Here is a 19122-nt window from a genome sequence, read left to right as displayed (position 1 = left end):
GCGGCCCACCGGGCCGCCATCTGTTACCGGCTGGTAACCATCGCGCTTGATGGTGCACCCGGTGCGGCGCAGCTCACAACCCCCCGATTACCGATCAGTAACAGGGCGGCGACCTAGCGACAGCGCGGGATCGCAGCGAGTGGGGACCGTCGTCCACGAAGGCGGACAATCCATCGCGATTCAGCCTGAGAACAGAGGTTGTCGAGACGGAGCGTGACCATATATTGACGAATTACAATAAGATAACGAATGTAAAGCGCTCGCCCGTCGCGAGGAGGGCCGGCGGTGGGTGATTACTGACGGGTGCTGGATTCTGGGCTGCGGCGCGGGGGCGTCGGCGGTGAACCCGACCGGGCCGGCCGACCCGGTCGGGTCGGCCGGCCCGGTCAGGTCGGCGGTGAGGTGGGGTGTGTGGCTTACGGTTCGGTGCGCTCCGCGGCGTGGCGTCCGCCGGCCGGTGCCGTGGGCTCCTCGACCGGCTCCGGGGACCGCTGCGACGGCAGGTCGGCCGTCGGCTGGTCGTCGGCCGCCACCGGTGCCGCGTCAGGCTTGCGGCGAGCCGCACGGACGACGAGGTACACGCCGATCAGCACCAGAACGAGGCCGAGGAGACCGAGGACGACAGGCACCACAGTGGTCAGCAGGTTGATCTGAGCACGCGCGTCCTTGGCAGCCTTGGCCTGCTGCTTCTGGGTGTCCTCGGTGAAGGCGAGGTCCGCGTCGATGATCTTGATCTTGTCCGCACCGGTCGCGTCCCGGAGCGTCTGCAACTGCTTCTCCTGACCCTTGACGATCACGCCGCTGTCAGGCTCCACCCACAAGGTGCGGGTGTTGGCGTAGTAGCGGCCGGCGTTGACGACCTGCTCGGTCGAACCCAGCAGGCTGCCCGGGACCTTGATCTCGCTGATCTGGATCGGTTCGACAGTCATCTCGAACTTGTAGACGGTCAACCCCTGCAGCTTCTCCGTGCTCACGTACTTGGCGGGGTACGCCTTGCGAGCGGTGTTGTCGAAGTACTGGTAGGTCTTCTTCTCCGTCCCGAACGGGAACGTGTACGTCAGGCCCTCGTGCTTGAAGGGCGCACCGTTGATGTCCTCGGCACAGCAGGCGACGGCCATCGCCGTACGCCGATCGAGGGCCACCCGGTCCGTACTGACCGTGACCTGCTGCTTCTCCCGGTCGGGCTCGGCGTCGTTGATCACCCGGACGCCGACGTTGAAGACCGCCCGATCGTCGTTGCCGGCGGCGACATCACCCCGGACAGCCCGGTGGGCCGTCAGGTTGATCCCGGTCTTCTCCGACAGCGTGCCGAAATCGAGCACTGTCGCGTTCTGGGCCTTCGAGACCGTCACCGAACTCTGGTTCAAGGGCACCTTGACGAGAGCGGGCGCGACGACCAGCGGCGTCGCCACGGCCCCGACGATCAGGAACGTGCCCGCCGCCACCAAGATGGCACCCGGCGTGGGTCGCATGTAACTCCTCCCCTTGTATTGGTGGACTAGTCGGCTGACAGTACATGACGAGACCGATTTCAGATATGGTCCGACGCGGCCTTCCGAGCCGTGCGGAACATGGCCGGATGCGGCCGTACGGCTGTCATAACAAATGGGATGTCGAGGACCTGTGAGCCGACCAGCAAAAGCAGCCCCGAACAGCGGGGCGAGCCGTCCGACCGAGCCGAATAGTGGTCGTACGGATGACTTCCTGCCCGCCCTGGAAGGCCTTCGGGCCATAGCGGTGCTCGCGGTTCTCCTTCACCACGTGTCGTTCCTCAGCGGACTCACCTACTCGTCCGAACTCGCTGGTGGAGTGCTGGCCAGGATGGACGTGGGAGTGGCGATCTTCTTTGCCCTGTCGGGCTTCCTCCTCTACCGGCCATTCGCGCGCGCAGCAATTCAGGCGCAGCCGAAACCGCCAGTACGCAGATACCTCTGGCATCGCGCACTGCGCATTCTGCCCGGCTACTGGGCAGTGACGGTTGTCGCACTGACCTGGCTCAACATCGAATACCTCAGGTCACTCTGGGACTGGGCAATACCCCTCCTACTCGTACACATATATGAACCGTTGCGGCTGCCGGTCGGAGTGGAGCAGACCTGGAGCCTCGCCACCGAGGCGGTCTTCTACCTGGCGCTGCCGTTGATCGCGGCGCTCGGCCGACGGATGGGCGGCCGAACCCCGCTGGCGCGCGCCCGACGCCAGCTGACGCTCGGCATCGCACTCGTCCTGGCCGGTCTCGTGTGGAACGTGTTCGCGCACGGGCCCGACTCGCCGCTACCTCAGATGTCGTGGCTCTGGCTGCCCGCCTTCCTGGACTGGTTCGGGATCGGGATCATGTTGGCCGTTCTCGCCTCCTGGCCTCCCAGCACCACTTCCTCTCCGTTCCTCCCGCACCTGGGGTCGGACGGGTCCGACCGCGGCGAGAAGGATCTGTGGTTCGGCACGCCGCGCGGGCTGCGCGTCCTCACGTTCGCTCCCGGGACGTCGTGGGTGATCGCCGGCGTGCTGCTCTGGATCGCCAGCACGCCGATCGCCGGGCCGCGTGGCCTGGAATCCGCCACTCCGGTCGAGTCGATCACTGAGCACCTGCTGTTCCTGCTCATCACGTGGTGCGTGATCGCGCCGCTCGTCGGGCGGGGGTCCGGCGGGGTGCCCCGCGCTGTCCTGCTTCAGCCGCTGGTCAGATTCCTCGGCCGAATCTCCTACGGCATCTTCCTCTGGCACATCCTCGCCCTCGAGGCGTGCTTCCGACTGCTCGGTTTCACCCGGACGCAAAGCTCGTTCTGGGTGCTTCTGATGGTGACCCTGGCCCTGACCATCCCGGTCGCGGCCGCCAGTTACTACCTCATCGAGCGGCCGACGCAGCAGCTGCGCAGACTCCTGGAGAGGCGGGCCCACGACCGCCGGGCCGGAGCTTCGTCCGTCGTCCCCGTGGAAACGCCGGCGTCGCAGGCTGTCACGTCGGGCCCAGCCGAACAGCCGGCTCTCGCGACGCGACTCGTACTTTCCACGAACCCGCCGGGACCGCAGCACGAGGGCGGCGACAGCCAGGAGGAGCAGGGCCGTCGGGAGCACGCCGAGTAGCTCCGCCACCGGTTCCGCGCCGACGCGCCACAACCACCACCGCTCGGAACCGTAGATCGCGAGACCCACCGCGGCCGGCACCCAGATCCACTTCGGCGTGGGCATCCGACGGCGGTGCCGCAGCACGACCAGGAGCGCACAGCCGAAGCCGAGCAGACCGCCGAGCAGCGCCGGTACGCCGATTGCGAGCAGCGGTGCGGTCGCCAGGGTGGTCGGCACCACCGGGTAGGACGGTCGGTGGCGGCGCGCGGGCAGCAGGGCCGCGACGACCAACAGCAGCAGGAGACCGCCGGCGACCCGCAGGATGGTGTCGTACTGCCGACCCGGTGTGAAGACGAGGTCGACCCGGCCGGCGGCACCGGCCGGCACGAGCCAGGCCTGTTTCCACCCGTCGACGCGGGTCGGTTCGAGCCGGACGCCGTCGAGCGTGGCACGCCAGCCGGGATTGGCATTCTCCGGTACGACCAGGTAGCTGCTGCCACCGGGACCGACCTCGACCGACCGGTGCTCGTCGGTCCAGGAGAGCACTGTCACCGTCTGGCGGGCCGGTTCGTCGGCCATTCGCGCCGCTGTCGTACCGCTGAGGATCACGCTGTCGACGACGAACCGGTCCGCCGGGGCGGAGATCTCGTTCTGACCGGTCCGCAGCGCGACCTGGTCGGCGTCCACCTTCGGCTTCGCCTTGGCCTTGGCCGCCGGCTCGACAGTGCACGCGCGGTACCGCAGTGGCCGCAGGTCGCGGATGTCGCGCAGGGTGCCGGACAGGACCGTCGGCACCGACGTGCCGTTGACGACGACCGTCGGCCCGGTGCCACAGGGCAACGTCACGGCACGGTCGATGCCTCGGGGTTGGTTGGCCTCGGCCACCCCCTCCACGTCGATGCCGCTCAGACCCACCGGAAGGGCCTCCAGCTCGAAGAACGCAGCCGATCGACTGTTGCGCGGCACCGTCGAGGTCACCGTGATGAAGAGCTTGCTCGTGCGCAGGGCCGGGAAGCGCGCCACTCCGTCCGGGTCGATGGCCACCTCCCGGATGCCGTCGTCGCCGGTGATCCGCAGTGTCCTCGGCGGTGCCGCGACCAGGCTCGCCCCGAACCGCAACCGCACCCAACTGACCTTCCGGGCCTTCGCCCAGCGCAGTGTCACCGTCGGCTGGGCGTCGTCCGGATCCGCCAACCAACTCGTACCGTCGTCGCCGTCGCCCAACGCCCGCGACGAGGCGACCGGGTCGGCGAACCGGGCGCTGGACGTCGTGAAGGTCTCACCGCCCACCATCTCGTCGTACACGGCGAGAGCGGTGGCCGGCGTCGGACGGGCCAGGCCGGTGAGGCTGGCGGAGGACGCGCTCGGCAGATCGAAGCGACGGGGTGCCAAGCCGGTCTCCTCGCTCTGCCGGATCAGGTCGGGCGCGCAGAGGTAGTGGTCGTCAGCGGCGGTGCAGGCCGGTCGGTCGACTGCTCTCCGGGCCAGCGCGACGACCTCCGCCGCGCCGCTGGTCTCGGGCAGTGCCGGCAGCCGCAGGTGACGCTCAGGGTTCACCCCCGGCACCCGAAGGTCCCGGATGCCCGCGCGCCGGCCCGGCACGTCCATGCCGGAGACGCCGTCGATGACGACGCGGATCCAGCTGGTACGCCCCGCCGGAATCGCCAACCGCTGCGGGTTTCGACCGGCGTCGGTCATCTGGTGCACGGAGGTACCGCTGGCCGTGCTGATCTCGACTCGCGTGACCGGCGCGGCGACCATCTCGTCGTCGATCACCTTCAGGTCCACGAAACCGACCTGGACCGCCCCCTGGAACCGGACCTCCAGCCACTGGCCCACCGGTTTGCGGGCGCCGTCGGTCAACCAGGCCGTACCGCTGTCGCCGTCCAGGGCCGCGAACGGCCCGGCGGACGGGTCACGCAGCCCGGTCGGACCGGCGACGTCGGCCGCGCTGGAGGAGGCCCGCACATCGGTGATCCCGGTGTATCCGGCCGAGGTGAACGACGCGTCCCAGGCGGGGTCGACGACGTCGTGAACCGCGCGCACCTGCCGTGGCCGGTCGTCGGAGGTGAACGTCCGCGAGGTGTTGCCACGGACAAGGCCGAAGTCGACCTCCCGTCGGCGAAGGCTGTCGGCGAGCACCGTGCCCGCACCCGGGGCAGCCGGACCGTCGCCGTTGAGGATCACCGGCCGGTTGCCGAGGACACCGGCGTCGCTGAGGTCGAGCAGGGTCTCCGGCGCACCGACCAGGTCGAGCGGCTGCGCCGCATCAGCCACGGTGACCCGAGGGGTCGGCCGGTCCACCTGGTAGATCTCCACCGCGGGGTACGTCTTGCGCAGCCCGTGGTCCCAGGCCCCGAAGAAATCCGGTGGCAGTCCCACACCCGGCCCGAATTCGGCGACCCTGGACAACCCGGGCGCGCTGTCGAGGGCGCGGTGCACCAGGAGCGGCCAGGCGACGCCACCGACGGGTTGGCGCAGGTCGTTGCGGACGAGCAGGTAGCGCACGCCCAGTCGGGCCAGGACGTCGGCCAGGCCCGGGGAGACCGCACCCGAGGCGAGTCGCTCGTCGATGGCGGAGAGCAGCCGCGCGTTCCCCGCGGAGCCGCCCGGCACCAGTGAACGTACCGCCCACGGCGAGTCCAACAGGGGCTGGACCGGCTCGTCCAACGGGCGACCCCAGTCGTACTCGGCGAAGTTCGACCCGGGCACGAGCAGCGTCGTGCCCGGACCGGCGTTGCGGTCGAGCCAACCGGTCGCCTGCCGCCAGTGCTCGGGCAGGGCCGGGAAGCCGCCGCCCGCCGTCAGGCCCGCGCTGCCCGCACCGGCGGCCACCGCGACGAGGGCGGCGGCGGTGACTCCCAGCGCCACCCGCCGGGGCGCCATCCCGGTGGGTCGGGAGAACCGGCGGATGACGGCGATCAGACCGACGGTGTCCAGCATGTGCGCGGTGGCCAGGGCCAACGGCAGACGGATCACGACGTCGAACTTGTGCAGGTTGCGCAGCGCGGCCAGCGGGCCGTCGAGGGCCTCCCGCACCGACGCGGCGAACGGTGCTCCACCGTTGGACAGGTTCCCCGCGGTCAGCGTCAGCAGCCCGACCAGCGCCGCGACGAGGAGGAACCGCCGCTCGGGCAGGTCCCGGCGGGCCAGGCCGGCCAGCCCGATGCAGGCGACCAGACCGGTGAGCAGGGCCATCCAGGGCACGGTGGCGAGGGCCCATCCGGAGGGCCACCAGGGCACACCGTCGACGGCCAGGTGACCCACCCAGTGCGTGGCACCGCGGACGGCTTCCGGAAGGGAGGTCACGCCGGTGGTCACCGCGGCGCTCTCGGTGAACGGCAGGAACGGGAAGCCGTACCGCTGGAGAAGCAGCAACGGCGCGAGCCACCAGAAGGTGGCCGCCACCATCGCCACCGTCCAGCACGCCAGCAGGCGGAATCGCCGCTTCCCGGGAGCACGCGTCACGATGAAGAGGAAGGCCGGGAGGACGGCACAGGCGACGGCCGCGCCGTTCACCCCGCCCATGCAGACCACCGCCAGGCCGCTGAGCGCTGCCGCCCGCCGCAGCGAACCGCCCGCGGCTCCCTTGACCAACGGCAGCAACACCCACGGTGCGACGCAGTACGGCAGCAGTTCTACCGAGACGGTGCCGACCAGGGTCAACGCCCGCGGCGAGAGGGCGAACACCGCGCCGGCCACCAGGCGGGACGCTGGGCCACCGAGGTCCAGGGCACGGGCCAGGCGGACGACGCCGGTGAGGGCGACGCAGAGCAGTGTCGCCATCCAGAGCCGCTGGACAAGCCAGGCCGGGAGACCGACCGCCTCACCGAGGAGGAAGAACGGGCCCATCGGGAAGAAGTAGCCGACGGCCTGGTTCTGCAGGGTTCCGAACTGCCAGTCGGCGACCCACAGGTGGGTGGCGCGGGCGAGGAACCCGGCCGGGTCCAGGGCCATGTCCAGTTTCGTGTCGGGCACGATGAGACCCGGGCTCTGGGTGACGCACAGGCCGATCAGAGCGAGACAGACCAGCAGCTCACGCAGGCGCCACACTGCCCGGGACACCGTCGCGGACGGCACCCCGGGAGCACGACGAGCGGTCGACCACGCGGTCAGCACTGCCGTACCGGAACTCCGGTGAGGAGTTCGTCTCGACTCGCCCTCGACTCGGTCACGGCGTCCTCGGGTACGCCGACGTCGCGGAGCACCTGCCGGATCGCCGCCGGGTCGGCACCCGGCACCAGGATCCACAGACTCCGCTGGTCGAGCGCGACGTGCCGGGTGTGGGGCAGCAGTGGTGCCACCCGGGTGAAAAGGTCGTTCGGGTCAGGCGTCCGGACCAGGAGACAGGCGTCCCCGGACGCCCACGGCACCGCTCGCGGGGCGAGCAGGTCCCCGAGGACCGCGCGGACCCGCCGGCCGGTGTCCGCCCAGCGGAACGCGTCACTCCACTGTCGACATTCGTTCGCCATCCGGTCCGCCTCGGCGGGGGTGGCGACGGCGTTCAGCGCGCGGTCCAGCCCAGCGGCGAGATCACTGGCCGGGTGTTCGCCCTCACTCACCAGCCACCCGGTCCGACCGGGCCGTACGGCGTCGCGCAGACCGTCCACGTCGAAGGCGACGGTGGGCAGTCCGGCGGCGGCGGCCTCCACCACCACGAGGCCCCAACCCTCGCCCCACGAGCCGGAGACGTGCAACCAGGCGGCGGCCAGGAGGGCATCCCGCGCGGCGGAGGGCAGGTGGCCGTGGACCGTCACCACGTCGTTCAGCCCACGCTCGTCGACCTGCCTGCGGATCGTCTCCACGTCCGGTCCGCCACCGACGATGTCGAGACGCAGGTCGGGCCGCTCGGACCGCAGCTGGTCGACGGCGTCGAGCACCAGGTCGACCCGTTTGTGCCGGGTCACCCGGCCGACGCAGACGAGTCGGGGGTGCTCGTCCCGAGACCCGCGTGGGGGATGGTCGGCGTCCGCTCCGTTCGGCACCACTAGCACCGGGCCGGTCCAGCCGAGCCGGTCGCGTACGGCAGTAGCCGTGGAGGGCGAGACCGCGAGGGTCACGCAACGGCGGTAGACCCGGCGGGCGACAGGCCCCTCCAGCCACGCCCCGAAGCGACCGACCAGCGGCCCGAAGTACAGCCGGAACTGCCGGTCGTGCACGTGGTGGATCACGCATATCACCGGCACGCTCGCCGGCAGGACCGCCGGGCTGAAGAACGGAATGCCGTTCTGGCAGTCCAGCACGGCGTCGAACTGACGTCGGCGGCGCGACAACCAACCCAGCGCCCGGGGGTAGATGCTCCACCGGCCACCGACCCGGACGATCCTGATGCCGTCCCGGACCTCGTCGCCTCGCTGGCCTCTGGGCCGGGCGGTCAGGAAGGTGACCTGCGCGCCGGCGGTAACCAGATCACGAGCGACCTGCCAGGCGTAGACCTCGGCACCCCCGGCATCGGGATGCCAGGGGTCCTTCCAGTTGAGCACTGCGATCCGGCGGCCCACCACCGGGACGTCGGTGGTGGGAGCCGCAGCGACCGGGGAAGATCCGACACTCACGGCCGCAATCCAACAGTGGCGGCACCAGTGGTCACGTCGGGGGCCACCGGGATGGCGACGACCGGCAGCGGCGTGGTGGAGACGGCATTGGCGTGCCGCAGCCGCCAGCGGATCTTCGCGACGTCCACGAAGCTCTGCCAGCCGTGGCGGACCGGGGAGAAGCGGGAGCCGGGCACGTCCACCCAGTTGACCGGGATCTCCTCCAGCCGGGCACCGGCACGCTCGACGCGCCCCAGCACCTCCACGTCGAAGGCGAACCCGCCGCAGCGCAGTGGCGCGAACGCTCGCCGTGCGACGTCGCCGCGGAAGAACTTGAACCCGCACTGTGTCTCGCCCACGCCACGGACCACCTGCCGGACCGCGCCCCGGAACGCCACCGCACCCCACCGGCGGAGCAGGCTGTGCCGCTCCTCGACCACCGACTCGGGGTGCGCCCGCGAACCGACCACCACGTCGACGCCGTCGGTCAGGAGGCCGAGCACCTGCCCGAGGTTGTCCGGCGCGGTGGCCAGGTCGGCGTCACAGAAGCCGACGTAGCGCGCGTCGCTGGCGAGCACACCGGTCCGCACCGCGAACCCCTTTCCTCGCTCGCCGCACCACAACAGACGGACGGGGACCGTGCCGGGCAGCGCGGACGACACCACCTCGGCGGTTGCGTCGGTGCTGGCGTTGTCGACCACTGTCACCCGGCAGGACACACCGAGACCGGCCAGCGCCGCCCGCAGCAGGAGCAGGGTGTCCGGCAGTCGGTCCGCCTCGTTGAAGGCCGGCACCACGACGTCGAGTACGACCGCATCTGACGACACGTCAGGAGGTAGGCCCTCCATGGAGGGCCGTCAGCGCTCGCCGTACACGATGATGGGCTGCTCCACGTTGGCAGGCCTGGTGTTGCTGTTGGTGATGGTGGACCCGATTGAGACGGCCAGAATTCCCAGCACGGCCCCCACCGCGGCGGCGACGACCGCGGTCAGGAGGGGATTGAAGGATGCCTTCATTGACGATCCCTTCGACGAGAGGTACCGGACAGTAACATGCACCGCCGCCGTGCTGCGGGGTACGAAAGGGTGATCAACAGGGTGACCCCGAGTACCGAATACCCCAGCGCCGGAACAATGCCGACAGTCCCCGTCGAGCGGGAAGAATCGTCACCAGACAGACGGATCAACGTCAATGTCGGGCCGCGCCGGACCAGGTCGGCGTCCGCGAAACGGTTCTCGACTCCGACAGCGCCGGGTTGGTCAGTTTGAATGAGTACGTATCGCACACCGAGCCGACGGAGGACCGGGCCGGGATCATTAGGTGCCGCCAACACCGCCGCCACCCGATCGGCTTCGCGGCTCTCACCCCTGATCCGGTCCCGGCCGACCAGCACGTCCTGGTCACCGATCACCGGCCGGCGAAAAGCCCGTGCCGCCGGGTCGAGCACTGGCACGTTGCCTCCCCAGCGGTAGGCACGAAACGACGACCAGGGCAGCGAGACCAGGCTTCCGTCGACCGGGTCCTGGTTCACCACCGCACGCACGTCCGCCCACTCGCCGGGAAACCGCACCGTGTCGAGTTGACCGCTGAGACCCCAGGCCAGACCGGGTACGAGCAACACCGGGGCGAACGCCACCAGCGGGGTCAACGCGCGAGCGCCCGTCCTGAGCAGCGACTCCACCAGCATCCCGAGACCCACCGCCTGGAGCAGCGCGAGCGGCGCGAGCAGGCGGGTGCCATCCCGGACAGCCCCGGCCAGCGGAACATGCTCGACCAGCGCCGTCATCCACGCCGTGCCCGCCGGCAGGGCCGGAACGGCGGCGATCACGGTGCCCAGCACGGCACCGACGAGCAGGCCCCACCAGGCCGCCGACGGCCACCGACGAAGCGTCAACGCGAACCCCCACACCGCAGCCCCGGCGAGCACCAATGCGAGCAGGGCGACCGGCCACTGGTCACGGCCGGCCGGCACGGCGTGCCGGCTCCAGACACCGCCGAGCGTGACGACACTTCCGAGCACGCCGAGTGGCGTGTCCGCACGGGCAGCGAACGCGGCGACCCCCCTCTCGTCGAGATCGATCCCGCCTCCGCGCTCGCCAAGCGCCAGCAGCCATGGGGCGGTGAGGCCGGCCAGCGTCGCGGCGCCCCCGACGACCGCCCGCCACTGGCGGGCCAGGGCCAACGCCGGCGCGCAGGTCAGCACCGCCGCCAACACCATCGCGGGACCGCCCAACACCACCGCCAGGCCACCGGCCACCGCCGAGCGCCGGCGCGGGCCCGCACCGTCCGCCGGGTCGGTGCCGTCCGACCACCGTCGCAGCACCCCCAGCACCCAGGCGTACGCCCAGGGCAACGCGGCGTACCCGGCGGTCACCGCCCACTGCCCGAGGTGCAGCCTCCCGTACACCCAGGGGTTCCAGACGTACCCGAGCCCGGCCGCGACCCGCGCCAATGGGTGACCGACGGGAGCCAACCGGGCGGCACCCACCGCGGCCAGCGCGAGACAGCCGGCCAGCAGCGCCTTCTCCGCCAGGTCGGCGGTGAGCAACCGGGACAGGCCCACCGCGAGCAGTTCGCTGGGCACCGCACGCGGCAGCTCCGAGCCGCTGCCCCAGACCGTCGCGCCGAACGGCGGGTCCGGCACGAACACCAGGTCGTACCGGAGGAGGTAACCCCGGCGGAGCACCGGGCCGAGGATCGCGAGGACCACGCCGAGACCGAGCACGATCTCCGGCCACCAGCTACGGAGTACGACGACAGCCCGGCGCAGCGGCGTGCCGAACTCCGGTATCGGAAGGCGCACACGGACCCCCACAGACCTGGACGGGAAGCGCTCCCGACGTCGCACTCCGGGGCTCCGGACAGCACTCTAGGGCCTGTCTCGGGAGGGCGGGTCCCGCTGTTGGCCGAGCAGTCCTCGCTGACACATGCCCTAGGCACAGGCGAGAACGGGCGGTACCTTGCCTGACGACGTCGACGCGCTGACCGCGTCGAGGTCGCGAGGCTCAGGGCACAGCCGATCCCCTCGGCGAACCGACATGAGGCGCGATGACAGAGACGACGGCCGGGTCCGATCCGGGCCGGCTGGGCGCGGCCGGCGCGGCGGTGGCGGTCGCCGCGATGGTGACGAACGGCCTGGCCTACCTGCTTCCCATGGTCGGTGCCCGGCACCTGGCGGCCGAGGAACTGAGCGTGCTGGCCACCGTGCTGGCTCTCGTCGCGATCGCCGCTGTGGCGGGCGTGGGGCTGCAGATGGCGGTCGCCGTCCATCGTGCCCGCCAGCCCGGCGCGCCGACCGTGCGCGTCACAGTCGTCACGGCCGCGGTCGCCGCCGGCGCCGTCGTCGTGGCAACGCCGCTGATGGTGACCGCCCTCCGGCTGTCGGTGACGGTCGTGGCACTGGTGGCCGCCACGACCTTCGCGGTCGTCCTGGCCGGCCGGTGGCTCGGTGAGCTACAGGGCGGGCAGCGCTTCCTGCGCCTCGCCTGGGCCATGAGCGCGTTCGCCGTCGGCCGGTACGCCGGCATGATCGCCACTCTCGCCCTCGGTTTCGACGTCGTGGACACGCTCCTCGCCGGCCTGGTGACCGCGTACCTCGTCCTGCCGGTCCTGGCCTGGATCGCCCGCCCCGCCTCGGCGGACCCGATCGACACGGTGAGCGCCGGGACCGCCCTGCGAGTCCGGCGGGTGCTCAGCGCCGGCACCGCCGCGCTGGCAATGCTCGTGGTGTCGTACGCCGACCTGATCTTCGCCCGCCAACTGCTGTCGCCTGCGGACTCCGGGGCGTACTCCGTCGGCACCGTGCTCACCAAGGGCGCGCTCTGGGCACCTCAGGTGATCACGGTGCTGGCCCTGCCCCGCCTCGCCGTCGGTGACCGCCGCCTCCGCACCACCATGCTCGCCGTCATCGGCGCCTGTGGCGCCGTCCTGGTCGTCGCCTCGGCCCTGGCCGGCGGCTTCGCGTTCCGCCTGGCCGGCGGTGAGGACTACGCGCAACTGGGCGAGTACGCCCCGTTCTTCGCCGCCACCGGAGCGCTCTATGCGCTGGTCTTCGCGGTGGTCAACGCCAAGATCGCGGCTGGTGCGCGGTGGCCCTCCGCCCCACTCTGGGTGGCCGCCGGTGTGCTGGCCGTCCTGACGATGTTCGTCGCACCGCGGACGCTCCAGGGGATCATGTGGTGCGCACTCGCCGTCGCCGCGGTGACCGCGCTGGTGATGGTCTGCACGCCGGCACGGCGGGACGTGCCGCACCGGCCCTCGTCGACGAGCCCCGTCGAACACCAGACTGTCGGTTGACCGCCCGGGGTCACCTGCCTTCGCGCTTGAACAACACCGAGTTGACGTAGCGCGGCCGTGGCAGCACGACACGTCGGGCCAGGCTCTGGGTGACCCGCGCAATCGCGCCCCGCTGGTTGGCCCGGATGTCGAAGTCGGCGAGCGGCACCCATTCGCGCTCCGGCAGCACGTAGCCCCGGTAGCCCCACTCGCTCAGGAGATCGAAGATCGGGGCGATCGGCTGGATCCTCTCCTCGACCTCGATCAACAGCACCGGTCCGTCCCGGTCGATGGTCCCGGCCGCACCGCGCAGCGCCGACAGCTCGTGACCCTCCACATCGATCTTCATGAACCGCACGTCGTGAAGGCCGAGACCGTCGATCGTGATCCGTGGGACGGTGACCGACGTCGAGCTGCCGTCAGCCAGTTCGAGGGACGACGTGCCGACAGCCGGACCGTCCTTCGGCAGGAACAGCTCCGCGCTGCCCTCGTGGTCCGACGCCACCGCACGAACGACCCGCACGTCGGGGAACGCACCCGAAATGCTGCGCGCGAGTGTCTCGTTCGGCTCGATGGCGACGACCTGGTCGGCCCGCTTGCGCATCCGCTGGGTCCACGGCCCGTACCAGGCGCCCACGTCGAGGGCGGTGCCACCGGCAGGCATGAACTCCGCGAGGCACGCGAGTTCCGGCTCCACCCGGGGATAGACAGCCCGGATCGCTCCCGCCACGACCTGGTCAGGTAGGAGCGACGCCACACGCGAACTCACTGCGGTCACCAGACCGGTCGAAGACGACATGAGCGCAAAGGGTACGGGTCAGCGACACACCTGAAAAGGTGTACTTACTACCGAGTAGAACCAACCCGATCGGTCAGGAATCCCCTGCCAACCAGTCCTCCAGCAGGCGGTGGTCGATCGCGTCCAGCCGACCGAGCGAACGGCCGCCGGCCACCCGCTCCCGCAGCTCCACCCGGGTGAACCAACGCGCCTCCAGCAACTCCTCGCCGTCCACGCGTACCTCGTCGGACGTCGCGGTCGCCCGGAACCCCACCATCAGACCGGCCGGGAACGGCCACGCCTGCGACCCCTGGTAGGTCACGTCGGTGACGCTCACGCCCGCCTCCTCGGCCATCTCCCGGCGGACCGCGTCCTCCAGGCTCTCGCCGACCTCGACGAAGCCGGCCAGCGTCGAGAACGCGTCCTCGGCAGCGCCCGCGTGCCGGGCCAACAAACACCGCCCCGGCGAACCCGGCGCCTCGACCAACACGATGATCGCCGGTTCGATCCGGGGAAACAGCAGCCGCCCGCAATCCCCGCCGGTGCAGGTCCGCAGGTGCCCGCCGCCCCCGGCGACGGCCGGCGCACCGCACGTCCCGCAGAACCGCTGCTGCCGGTGCCAGTGCAACAACCCCCTGGCGTACGCCTGGGCGGCCGCCTCACCCGGATCGAGCCGCCCGACCAGCGCCCGTACGTCGACGGCACGTACCGCACCGGCCATCTCGACGGCGGACCGCTCGGGGAGTGCGGACAGATCCACGGCGAACACGGCCACGTCCCCGTCCAGCCCCAGGAACACCGTCTCACCGGCGGCGGACCGGACCAGCGACGCGCGATCCGCGGTGAGCCGCACCGGGCCGTCCCCGTCGACGAGACAGCGGTCCCGCCACATCGCCAGCACCACTGTCGTCGGCTCGGCGAGCAGCGCGTTCATCCGGCTCGGATCGGTGCGCAGCGGACCCGCCCGGTCCAGCCGACCACCGCCGTACGCCAAAGCCCGCTCCGCCGTGTCCACGAGGCCACCGTGCCACGTCCGCGGTCCCCCGCCGGCAGCGACCCCGGGCTCGTGCGACACGCCGGGAGACACGCCGTACCTGGGCCTGGCGGGCGTAGCCGCGAAGGACCGCCGGGCATTCGTTACCGTAGGTGGCTCCGGGAGTGGGAAACTCCCGCGGCACCCTGGCGATCGAGGTTCCAGTGACGCTGTACGGCGACAAGACTCCACCCGCCGACGACCGGCCCACCGTGCAGGTCACCGCGGTCAGCTGGCCCGACGACGGGTCGACCGACGCGCCGGTGCCCGGCCCCGGGGAGCCGGAGGCCGGGCCGCGCCGCCCGCGCCGGATGCGGATGTTGCTCGCCGCCGGTGTCACCGGTGGTGTGGTCGCCGCGGTGGCAGGTGCGGGCGCCTGGGCGTACGCCGGAGATGTTCCGCGCGGCACCAGCGTGCTCGGCGCCGAACTGGGCGGCCGGAGCCGCGCGGACGCCGACCGCGAGTTGCGGGCCGAGCTGGCCCGGCGGGCGGCGGACCACGCCAAGCCGTTGACCGTCAGCGTCGACGGGCGTACCGCCGAGATCAACCCGGCCGACGTCGGGCTGGAGGTCGACGTGCCGGCGACCGTCGCCGCGGCGGCTGCCGCCGACGCGCACCCGGTCAGCCGACTGGTCGGCTCCCGCACCGTCGACCCGGTGGTCACCGTCGACGTGGCCCGGTTGGACGACGCCCTCCGTAAGGTCCTCGGCGACCAGGCCCAGGGCATGACCATGCCGGCGATCACCTATCAGGGCACCAAGCCGAAGGTGGTGCAGCCCAAGCCCGGGCTGGCCCTGAACGCGGAGCGGTCCGCCGAGGTGGTCCGCGCCGGTTGGCTGGCCGGCACACCGATCACGGTGCCGCTGGTGGAGACCCACCCGACGACCACCCCGGAGGAACTGGACCGGCTCGTCAACGAGCTGGCGAAGCCGGCGGTCGCCGCGCCCGTCACCCTCCGCACGACCAAGGGTTCGGTCAAGGTCCCGCCCGCCGCCATCGCGAAGAGCCTGCGGTTCACCGCCGACAAGACCGGCAAGCTGACCCCATCGGTGGACGTCAAGCGGCTGCGGGCAGCACTCGGCGACGACCTCGACACCATCGAGGTGCCGGCGAAGGACGCCACCATGACCATCACCGGTGGCCGCCCCACCGTCGTCGACGGGCGACCCGGCCAGCAACTGGACGCGGCGACCCTGGGTCAGGACCTGCTGGCCGTCCTACCCAAGTCGGACGGCCGCGAGGTGTCCGGCGAGCTGAAGCCGACGCAACCCGAACTGACGGCGGAGAAACTGTCCGGCCTGGGCATCAAGGAGAAGGTGTCCACCTTCACCACCCGCTTCACCGGCGGCCTGGCCTCCGCGCGCAGCCAGAACATCACCACCATCGCCAAGGACGTCGACGGCACCGTCGTCCTGCCCGGAAAGACGTTCTCCCTGAACGGCCACACCGGCGAACGCGGCTACGCACAGGGCTACCGTGACGCCCCGGTCATCCTCAACGGCAAACTGGTGCCGGGCGTCGGCGGTGGCACCTCACAGTTCACCACCACGCTGTTCAACGCGACCTACTACGCCGGGTTGGAGGACGTCGAGCACAAGCCGCACTCGTACTGGTTCGACCGGTACCCGGCGGTCATCGAGTCCACGATCTTCTGGCCGGACCTGGACTTCAAGTTCCGCAACAACACCGAGTACGGCGTCCTCATCGACACGTCGTACACCTCCAACTCGATCACCGTGTCGATCTGGAGCACCAAGATCTACGACAGCGTGAAGACGGAGTACGGTCCCCGCCGCAACATCACCACACCGAAGCTGATCCACCTGGAGCCCGGTCCGTCGTGCATCGCGACCAACGGGATCAACGGTTTCACCCAGGACGCCTTCCGGGTCATCAAGAAGGGTGGGGCAGTGGTCAAGCGGGAGAAGTTCACCTGGCGCTACGACGCAGAGCCCCGCTACGTCTGCGGTCCGAAGCCCTGACGAACGCCTGATCGACTCGGGTTCGCTGAAACCGGGGCATCCACCCGTGCGGGATACACCGACATCACCGAAACCGAGTCGATCGTGAGCCACCAGGCACCACGGGGCGGCACCACCGGGCGGCCCGAGCGCATGCCCCGGGCGGCCCGAGCGCATGCCCCGGGCGGCCCGAGCGCATGCCCCGGGCGGCCCGAGCGCATGCCCCGGGCAGCCCCGAGGGCATGATGCGTCCGGGTGGAGCTGCTGCGCGACGAGGCGCCCGAAGCGGATGCCCCCTGACGTGGTTGTCGGCTACGGTGCGGGGCTCGGGCGTAGCTATGTCGACAGTCGGCTCAGCCCCGCTGGCTGTAGATCTTGGACGGTTTCCGTTCTCGCGTTCTCGCGTAACGGAAACTGTCCAAGATCTCGTCCGAGGGCGTGGCCATCGGTGCCGGCGCTCCCCGTCGCGGTGGTGATCGGGTGGGGCCGCGGGCGCGGGTCCTGCAGCGGCTCTGGCGGTCCCGGCGGCTTCAGGTCGCCGATGTGGCGGTATTCGATGTTGGGGATGCGCCCACATCGGCGATCTGGAGTGGATCACCTCGCGGTGGATCGGTTGCAGCGGCTGCGGGAGCCGACACTGGTGCAGCCCTCGGCGGAGAAATGGGCTGGTGTAGCGGTTGCGGGGCCGGCTGAGCGCAGCCCCAGCAGCATCCGGCCGTGAAACGGCCGGCGGGACGGCCCCGTGGAGTAGCCCGAGAGGACGGCGCGATGAGACGGACCGATGAAAACGATCTAACAGATCGTCCCGGTGGAGTAACCCGGGAGGACGGTGTAGCGGAACGGCCGGTGGGACGGCCCCGGTTGGGACAGCCCCGATTATCGGCCCGCTGCGATGACGTATGCGGGAACGAATGCCGGATATGCAGAACGGGCCACCCCGCGAAGGGGTGGCCCGTTCTGGAAGATTGTCCGGCGGCGTCCTACTCTCCCACACCCTCACGAGTGCAGTACCATCGGCGCTGGAGGGCTTAGCTTCCGGGTTCGGAATGTAACCGGGCGTTTCCCCTCCGCCATGACCGCCGTAACTCTATGAACATATCAAACAACCCCGGCAAACAGTTCACGGGTGTTCGCTTGTTCAGAGTTGCACAGTGGACGCGTAGCAGCTTAGTAGTCAAGTCCTCGGCCTATTAGTACCGGTCAACTGAACCCGTTACCGGGCTTACATTTCCGGCCTATCAACCCAGTCGTCTAGCTGGGGGCCTTACCCCACCAAAGGTGGGTGGGATACCTCATCTTGAAGCAGGCTTCCCGCTTAGATGCTTTCAGCGGTTATCCCTTCCGAACGTAGCTAACCAGCCGTGCCCTTGGCAGGACAACTGGCACACCAGAGGTTCGTCCGTCCCGGTCCTCTCGTACTAGGGACAGCCCTTCTCAAGTATCCTACGCGCACGGCGGATAGGGACCGAACTGTCTCACGACGTTCTAAACCCAGCTCGCGTACCGCTTTAATGGGCGAACAGCCCAACCCTTGGGACCTGCTACAGCCCCAGGATGCGACGAGCCGACATCGAGGTGCCAAACCATCCCGTCGATATGGACTCTTGGGGAAGATCAGCCTGTTATCCCCGGGGTACCTTTTATCCGTTGAGCGACACCGCTTCCACTCGCAAGTGCCGGATCACTAGTCCCGACTTTCGTCCCTGCTCGACCTGTCAGTCTCACAGTCAAGCTCCCTTGTGTACTTGCACTCAACACCTGATTGCCAACCAGGCTGAGGGAACCTTTGGGCGCCTCCGTTACCCTTTAGGAGGCAACCGCCCCAGTTAAACTACCCACCAGACACTGTCCCTGAACCGGATAACGGTCCGAAGTTAGATACCCAAATCAACCAGAGTGGTATTTCAAGATTGCCTCCACCCATACTGGCGTATGGACTTCACCGGCTCCCACCTATCCTACACAAGCTAATTCGAGTACCAATGTCAAGCTATAGTAAAGGTCCCGGGGTCTTTCCGTCCTGCCGCGCGTAACGAGCATCTTTACTCGTACTGCAATTTCGCCGGGCCTGTGGTTGAGACAGTGGGGAAGTCGTTACGCCATTCGTGCAGGTCGGAACTTACCCGACAAGGAATTTCGCTACCTTAGGATGGTTATAGTTACCACCGCCGTTTACTGGCGCTTAAGTTCTCCGCTTCGCCCCGAAGAGCTAACAGGTCCCCTTAACGTTCCAGCACCGGGCAGGCGTCAGTCCATATACATCGAATTACTTCTTCGCATGGACCTGTGTTTTTAGTAAACAGTCGCTTCCCCCTGCTCTCTGCGGCCATACAACGCTCCACCCGCGCGGGGCTTCACGTCTCCGGCCCCCCTTCTCCCTAAGTTACGGGGGCAATTTGCCGAGTTCCTTAACCACAGTTCGCCCGATCGCCTCGGTATTCTCTACCTGACCACCTGTGTCGGTTTGGGGTACGG

Annotated in this window: 10 protein-coding genes and 2 rRNA genes (1 of these 12 cut by a window edge); 2 read left to right on the top strand and 10 right to left on the bottom strand. The window is 69.8% G+C overall.

Annotation, left to right across the window (positions count from 1 at the left end; translation table 11 throughout):
* Positions 1-416: 416 nt before the first annotated feature.
* From O7617_RS13510 to O7617_RS13485, 6 genes are all read right to left on the bottom strand, one after another.
* Positions 417-1472, bottom strand: a complete 1056-nt coding sequence (locus tag O7617_RS13510; protein ID WP_282263891.1) for a DUF3068 domain-containing protein — start codon at positions 1470-1472, stop codon at positions 417-419.
* An 802-nt stretch (positions 1473-2274) separates the two neighbouring features.
* Complete coding sequence (locus O7617_RS13505) at positions 2275-7131, bottom strand: alpha-(1->3)-arabinofuranosyltransferase family protein (RefSeq protein ID WP_282263890.1); 4857 nt, start codon at positions 7129-7131, stop codon at positions 2275-2277.
* 47 nt (positions 7132-7178) lie between these two features.
* The gene (locus O7617_RS13500; RefSeq protein ID WP_282263888.1) at positions 7179-8621 is read right to left on the bottom strand and encodes a glycosyltransferase family 4 protein; all 1443 of its coding nucleotides are present in this window, start codon (positions 8619-8621) and stop codon (positions 7179-7181) included.
* On the bottom strand, positions 8618-9427 hold the full coding sequence (locus tag O7617_RS13495; RefSeq protein WP_282263887.1) for a glycosyltransferase: 810 nt from the start codon (positions 9425-9427) through the stop codon (positions 8618-8620). Before O7617_RS13495 ends, O7617_RS13500 begins: the two co-directional genes overlap by 4 nt.
* 30 nt (positions 9428-9457) lie before the next feature.
* The gene (locus O7617_RS13490; protein ID WP_282263886.1) at positions 9458-9616 is read right to left on the bottom strand and encodes a hypothetical protein; all 159 of its coding nucleotides are present in this window, start codon (positions 9614-9616) and stop codon (positions 9458-9460) included.
* Complete coding sequence (locus tag O7617_RS13485; RefSeq protein ID WP_282263885.1) at positions 9613-11403, bottom strand: hypothetical protein; 1791 nt, start codon at positions 11401-11403, stop codon at positions 9613-9615. Before O7617_RS13485 ends, O7617_RS13490 begins: the two co-directional genes overlap by 4 nt.
* A 245-nt stretch (positions 11404-11648) precedes the next feature.
* On the opposite strand from O7617_RS13485, the gene O7617_RS13480 reads away from it, so the two are divergent.
* Positions 11649-12896, top strand: coding sequence for a polysaccharide biosynthesis protein (locus O7617_RS13480; protein ID WP_282263884.1), 1248 nt, complete (start codon positions 11649-11651; stop codon positions 12894-12896).
* Positions 12897-12906: 10 nt separating this feature from the next.
* On the opposite strand, the gene O7617_RS13475 is transcribed toward O7617_RS13480, so the two are convergent.
* Together O7617_RS13475 and nudC are read right to left on the bottom strand one after the other, a co-directional pair.
* Positions 12907-13674, bottom strand: a complete 768-nt coding sequence (locus tag O7617_RS13475; protein WP_282263883.1) for an FkbM family methyltransferase — start codon at positions 13672-13674, stop codon at positions 12907-12909.
* Between the two features lie 73 nt (positions 13675-13747).
* A complete protein-coding gene (gene nudC, locus O7617_RS13470) occupies positions 13748-14668 on the bottom strand; it encodes an NAD(+) diphosphatase (RefSeq protein ID WP_282263882.1) in 921 nt (306 codons plus the stop codon).
* Positions 14669-14850: 182 nt separating this feature from the next.
* Here nudC and O7617_RS13465 point away from each other — a divergent pair, with 182 nt between their 5' ends.
* The gene (locus O7617_RS13465) at positions 14851-16668 is read left to right on the top strand and encodes a VanW family protein (protein ID WP_282264727.1); all 1818 of its coding nucleotides are present in this window, start codon (positions 14851-14853) and stop codon (positions 16666-16668) included.
* Between the two features lie 946 nt (positions 16669-17614).
* Here the strand turns inward: O7617_RS13465 and rrf are convergent.
* Together rrf and O7617_RS13455 are read right to left on the bottom strand one after the other, a co-directional pair.
* Positions 17615-17731 (bottom strand): 5S ribosomal RNA (gene rrf, locus O7617_RS13460).
* 86 nt (positions 17732-17817) lie between these two features.
* A 23S ribosomal RNA gene (locus O7617_RS13455) occupies positions 17818-19122 on the bottom strand (it continues 1806 nt past the right edge of the window).

The organism is Micromonospora sp. WMMD1155 (assembly GCF_029581275.1).
Lineage (GTDB): Bacteria > Actinomycetota > Actinomycetes > Mycobacteriales > Micromonosporaceae > Micromonospora.
Note: the sequence above shows the minus strand (reverse complement) of the source record. Positions and strands in the feature narration are given on the sequence as shown.

Excerpts from the sequence above, each read along its gene's own strand:
- O7617_RS13480 (WP_282263884.1), top strand. The coding sequence starts at position 11,649 with ATGACAGAGACGACGGCCGGGTCCGATCCGGGCCGGCTGGGCGCGGCC.
- O7617_RS13490 (WP_282263886.1), bottom strand. The coding sequence starts at position 9,616 with ATGAAGGCATCCTTCAATCCCCTCCTGACCGCGGTCGTCGCCGCCGCG.
- O7617_RS13510 (WP_282263891.1), bottom strand. The coding sequence starts at position 1,472 with ATGCGACCCACGCCGGGTGCCATCTTGGTGGCGGCGGGCACGTTCCTG.
- O7617_RS13475 (WP_282263883.1), bottom strand. The coding sequence starts at position 13,674 with ATGTCGTCTTCGACCGGTCTGGTGACCGCAGTGAGTTCGCGTGTGGCG.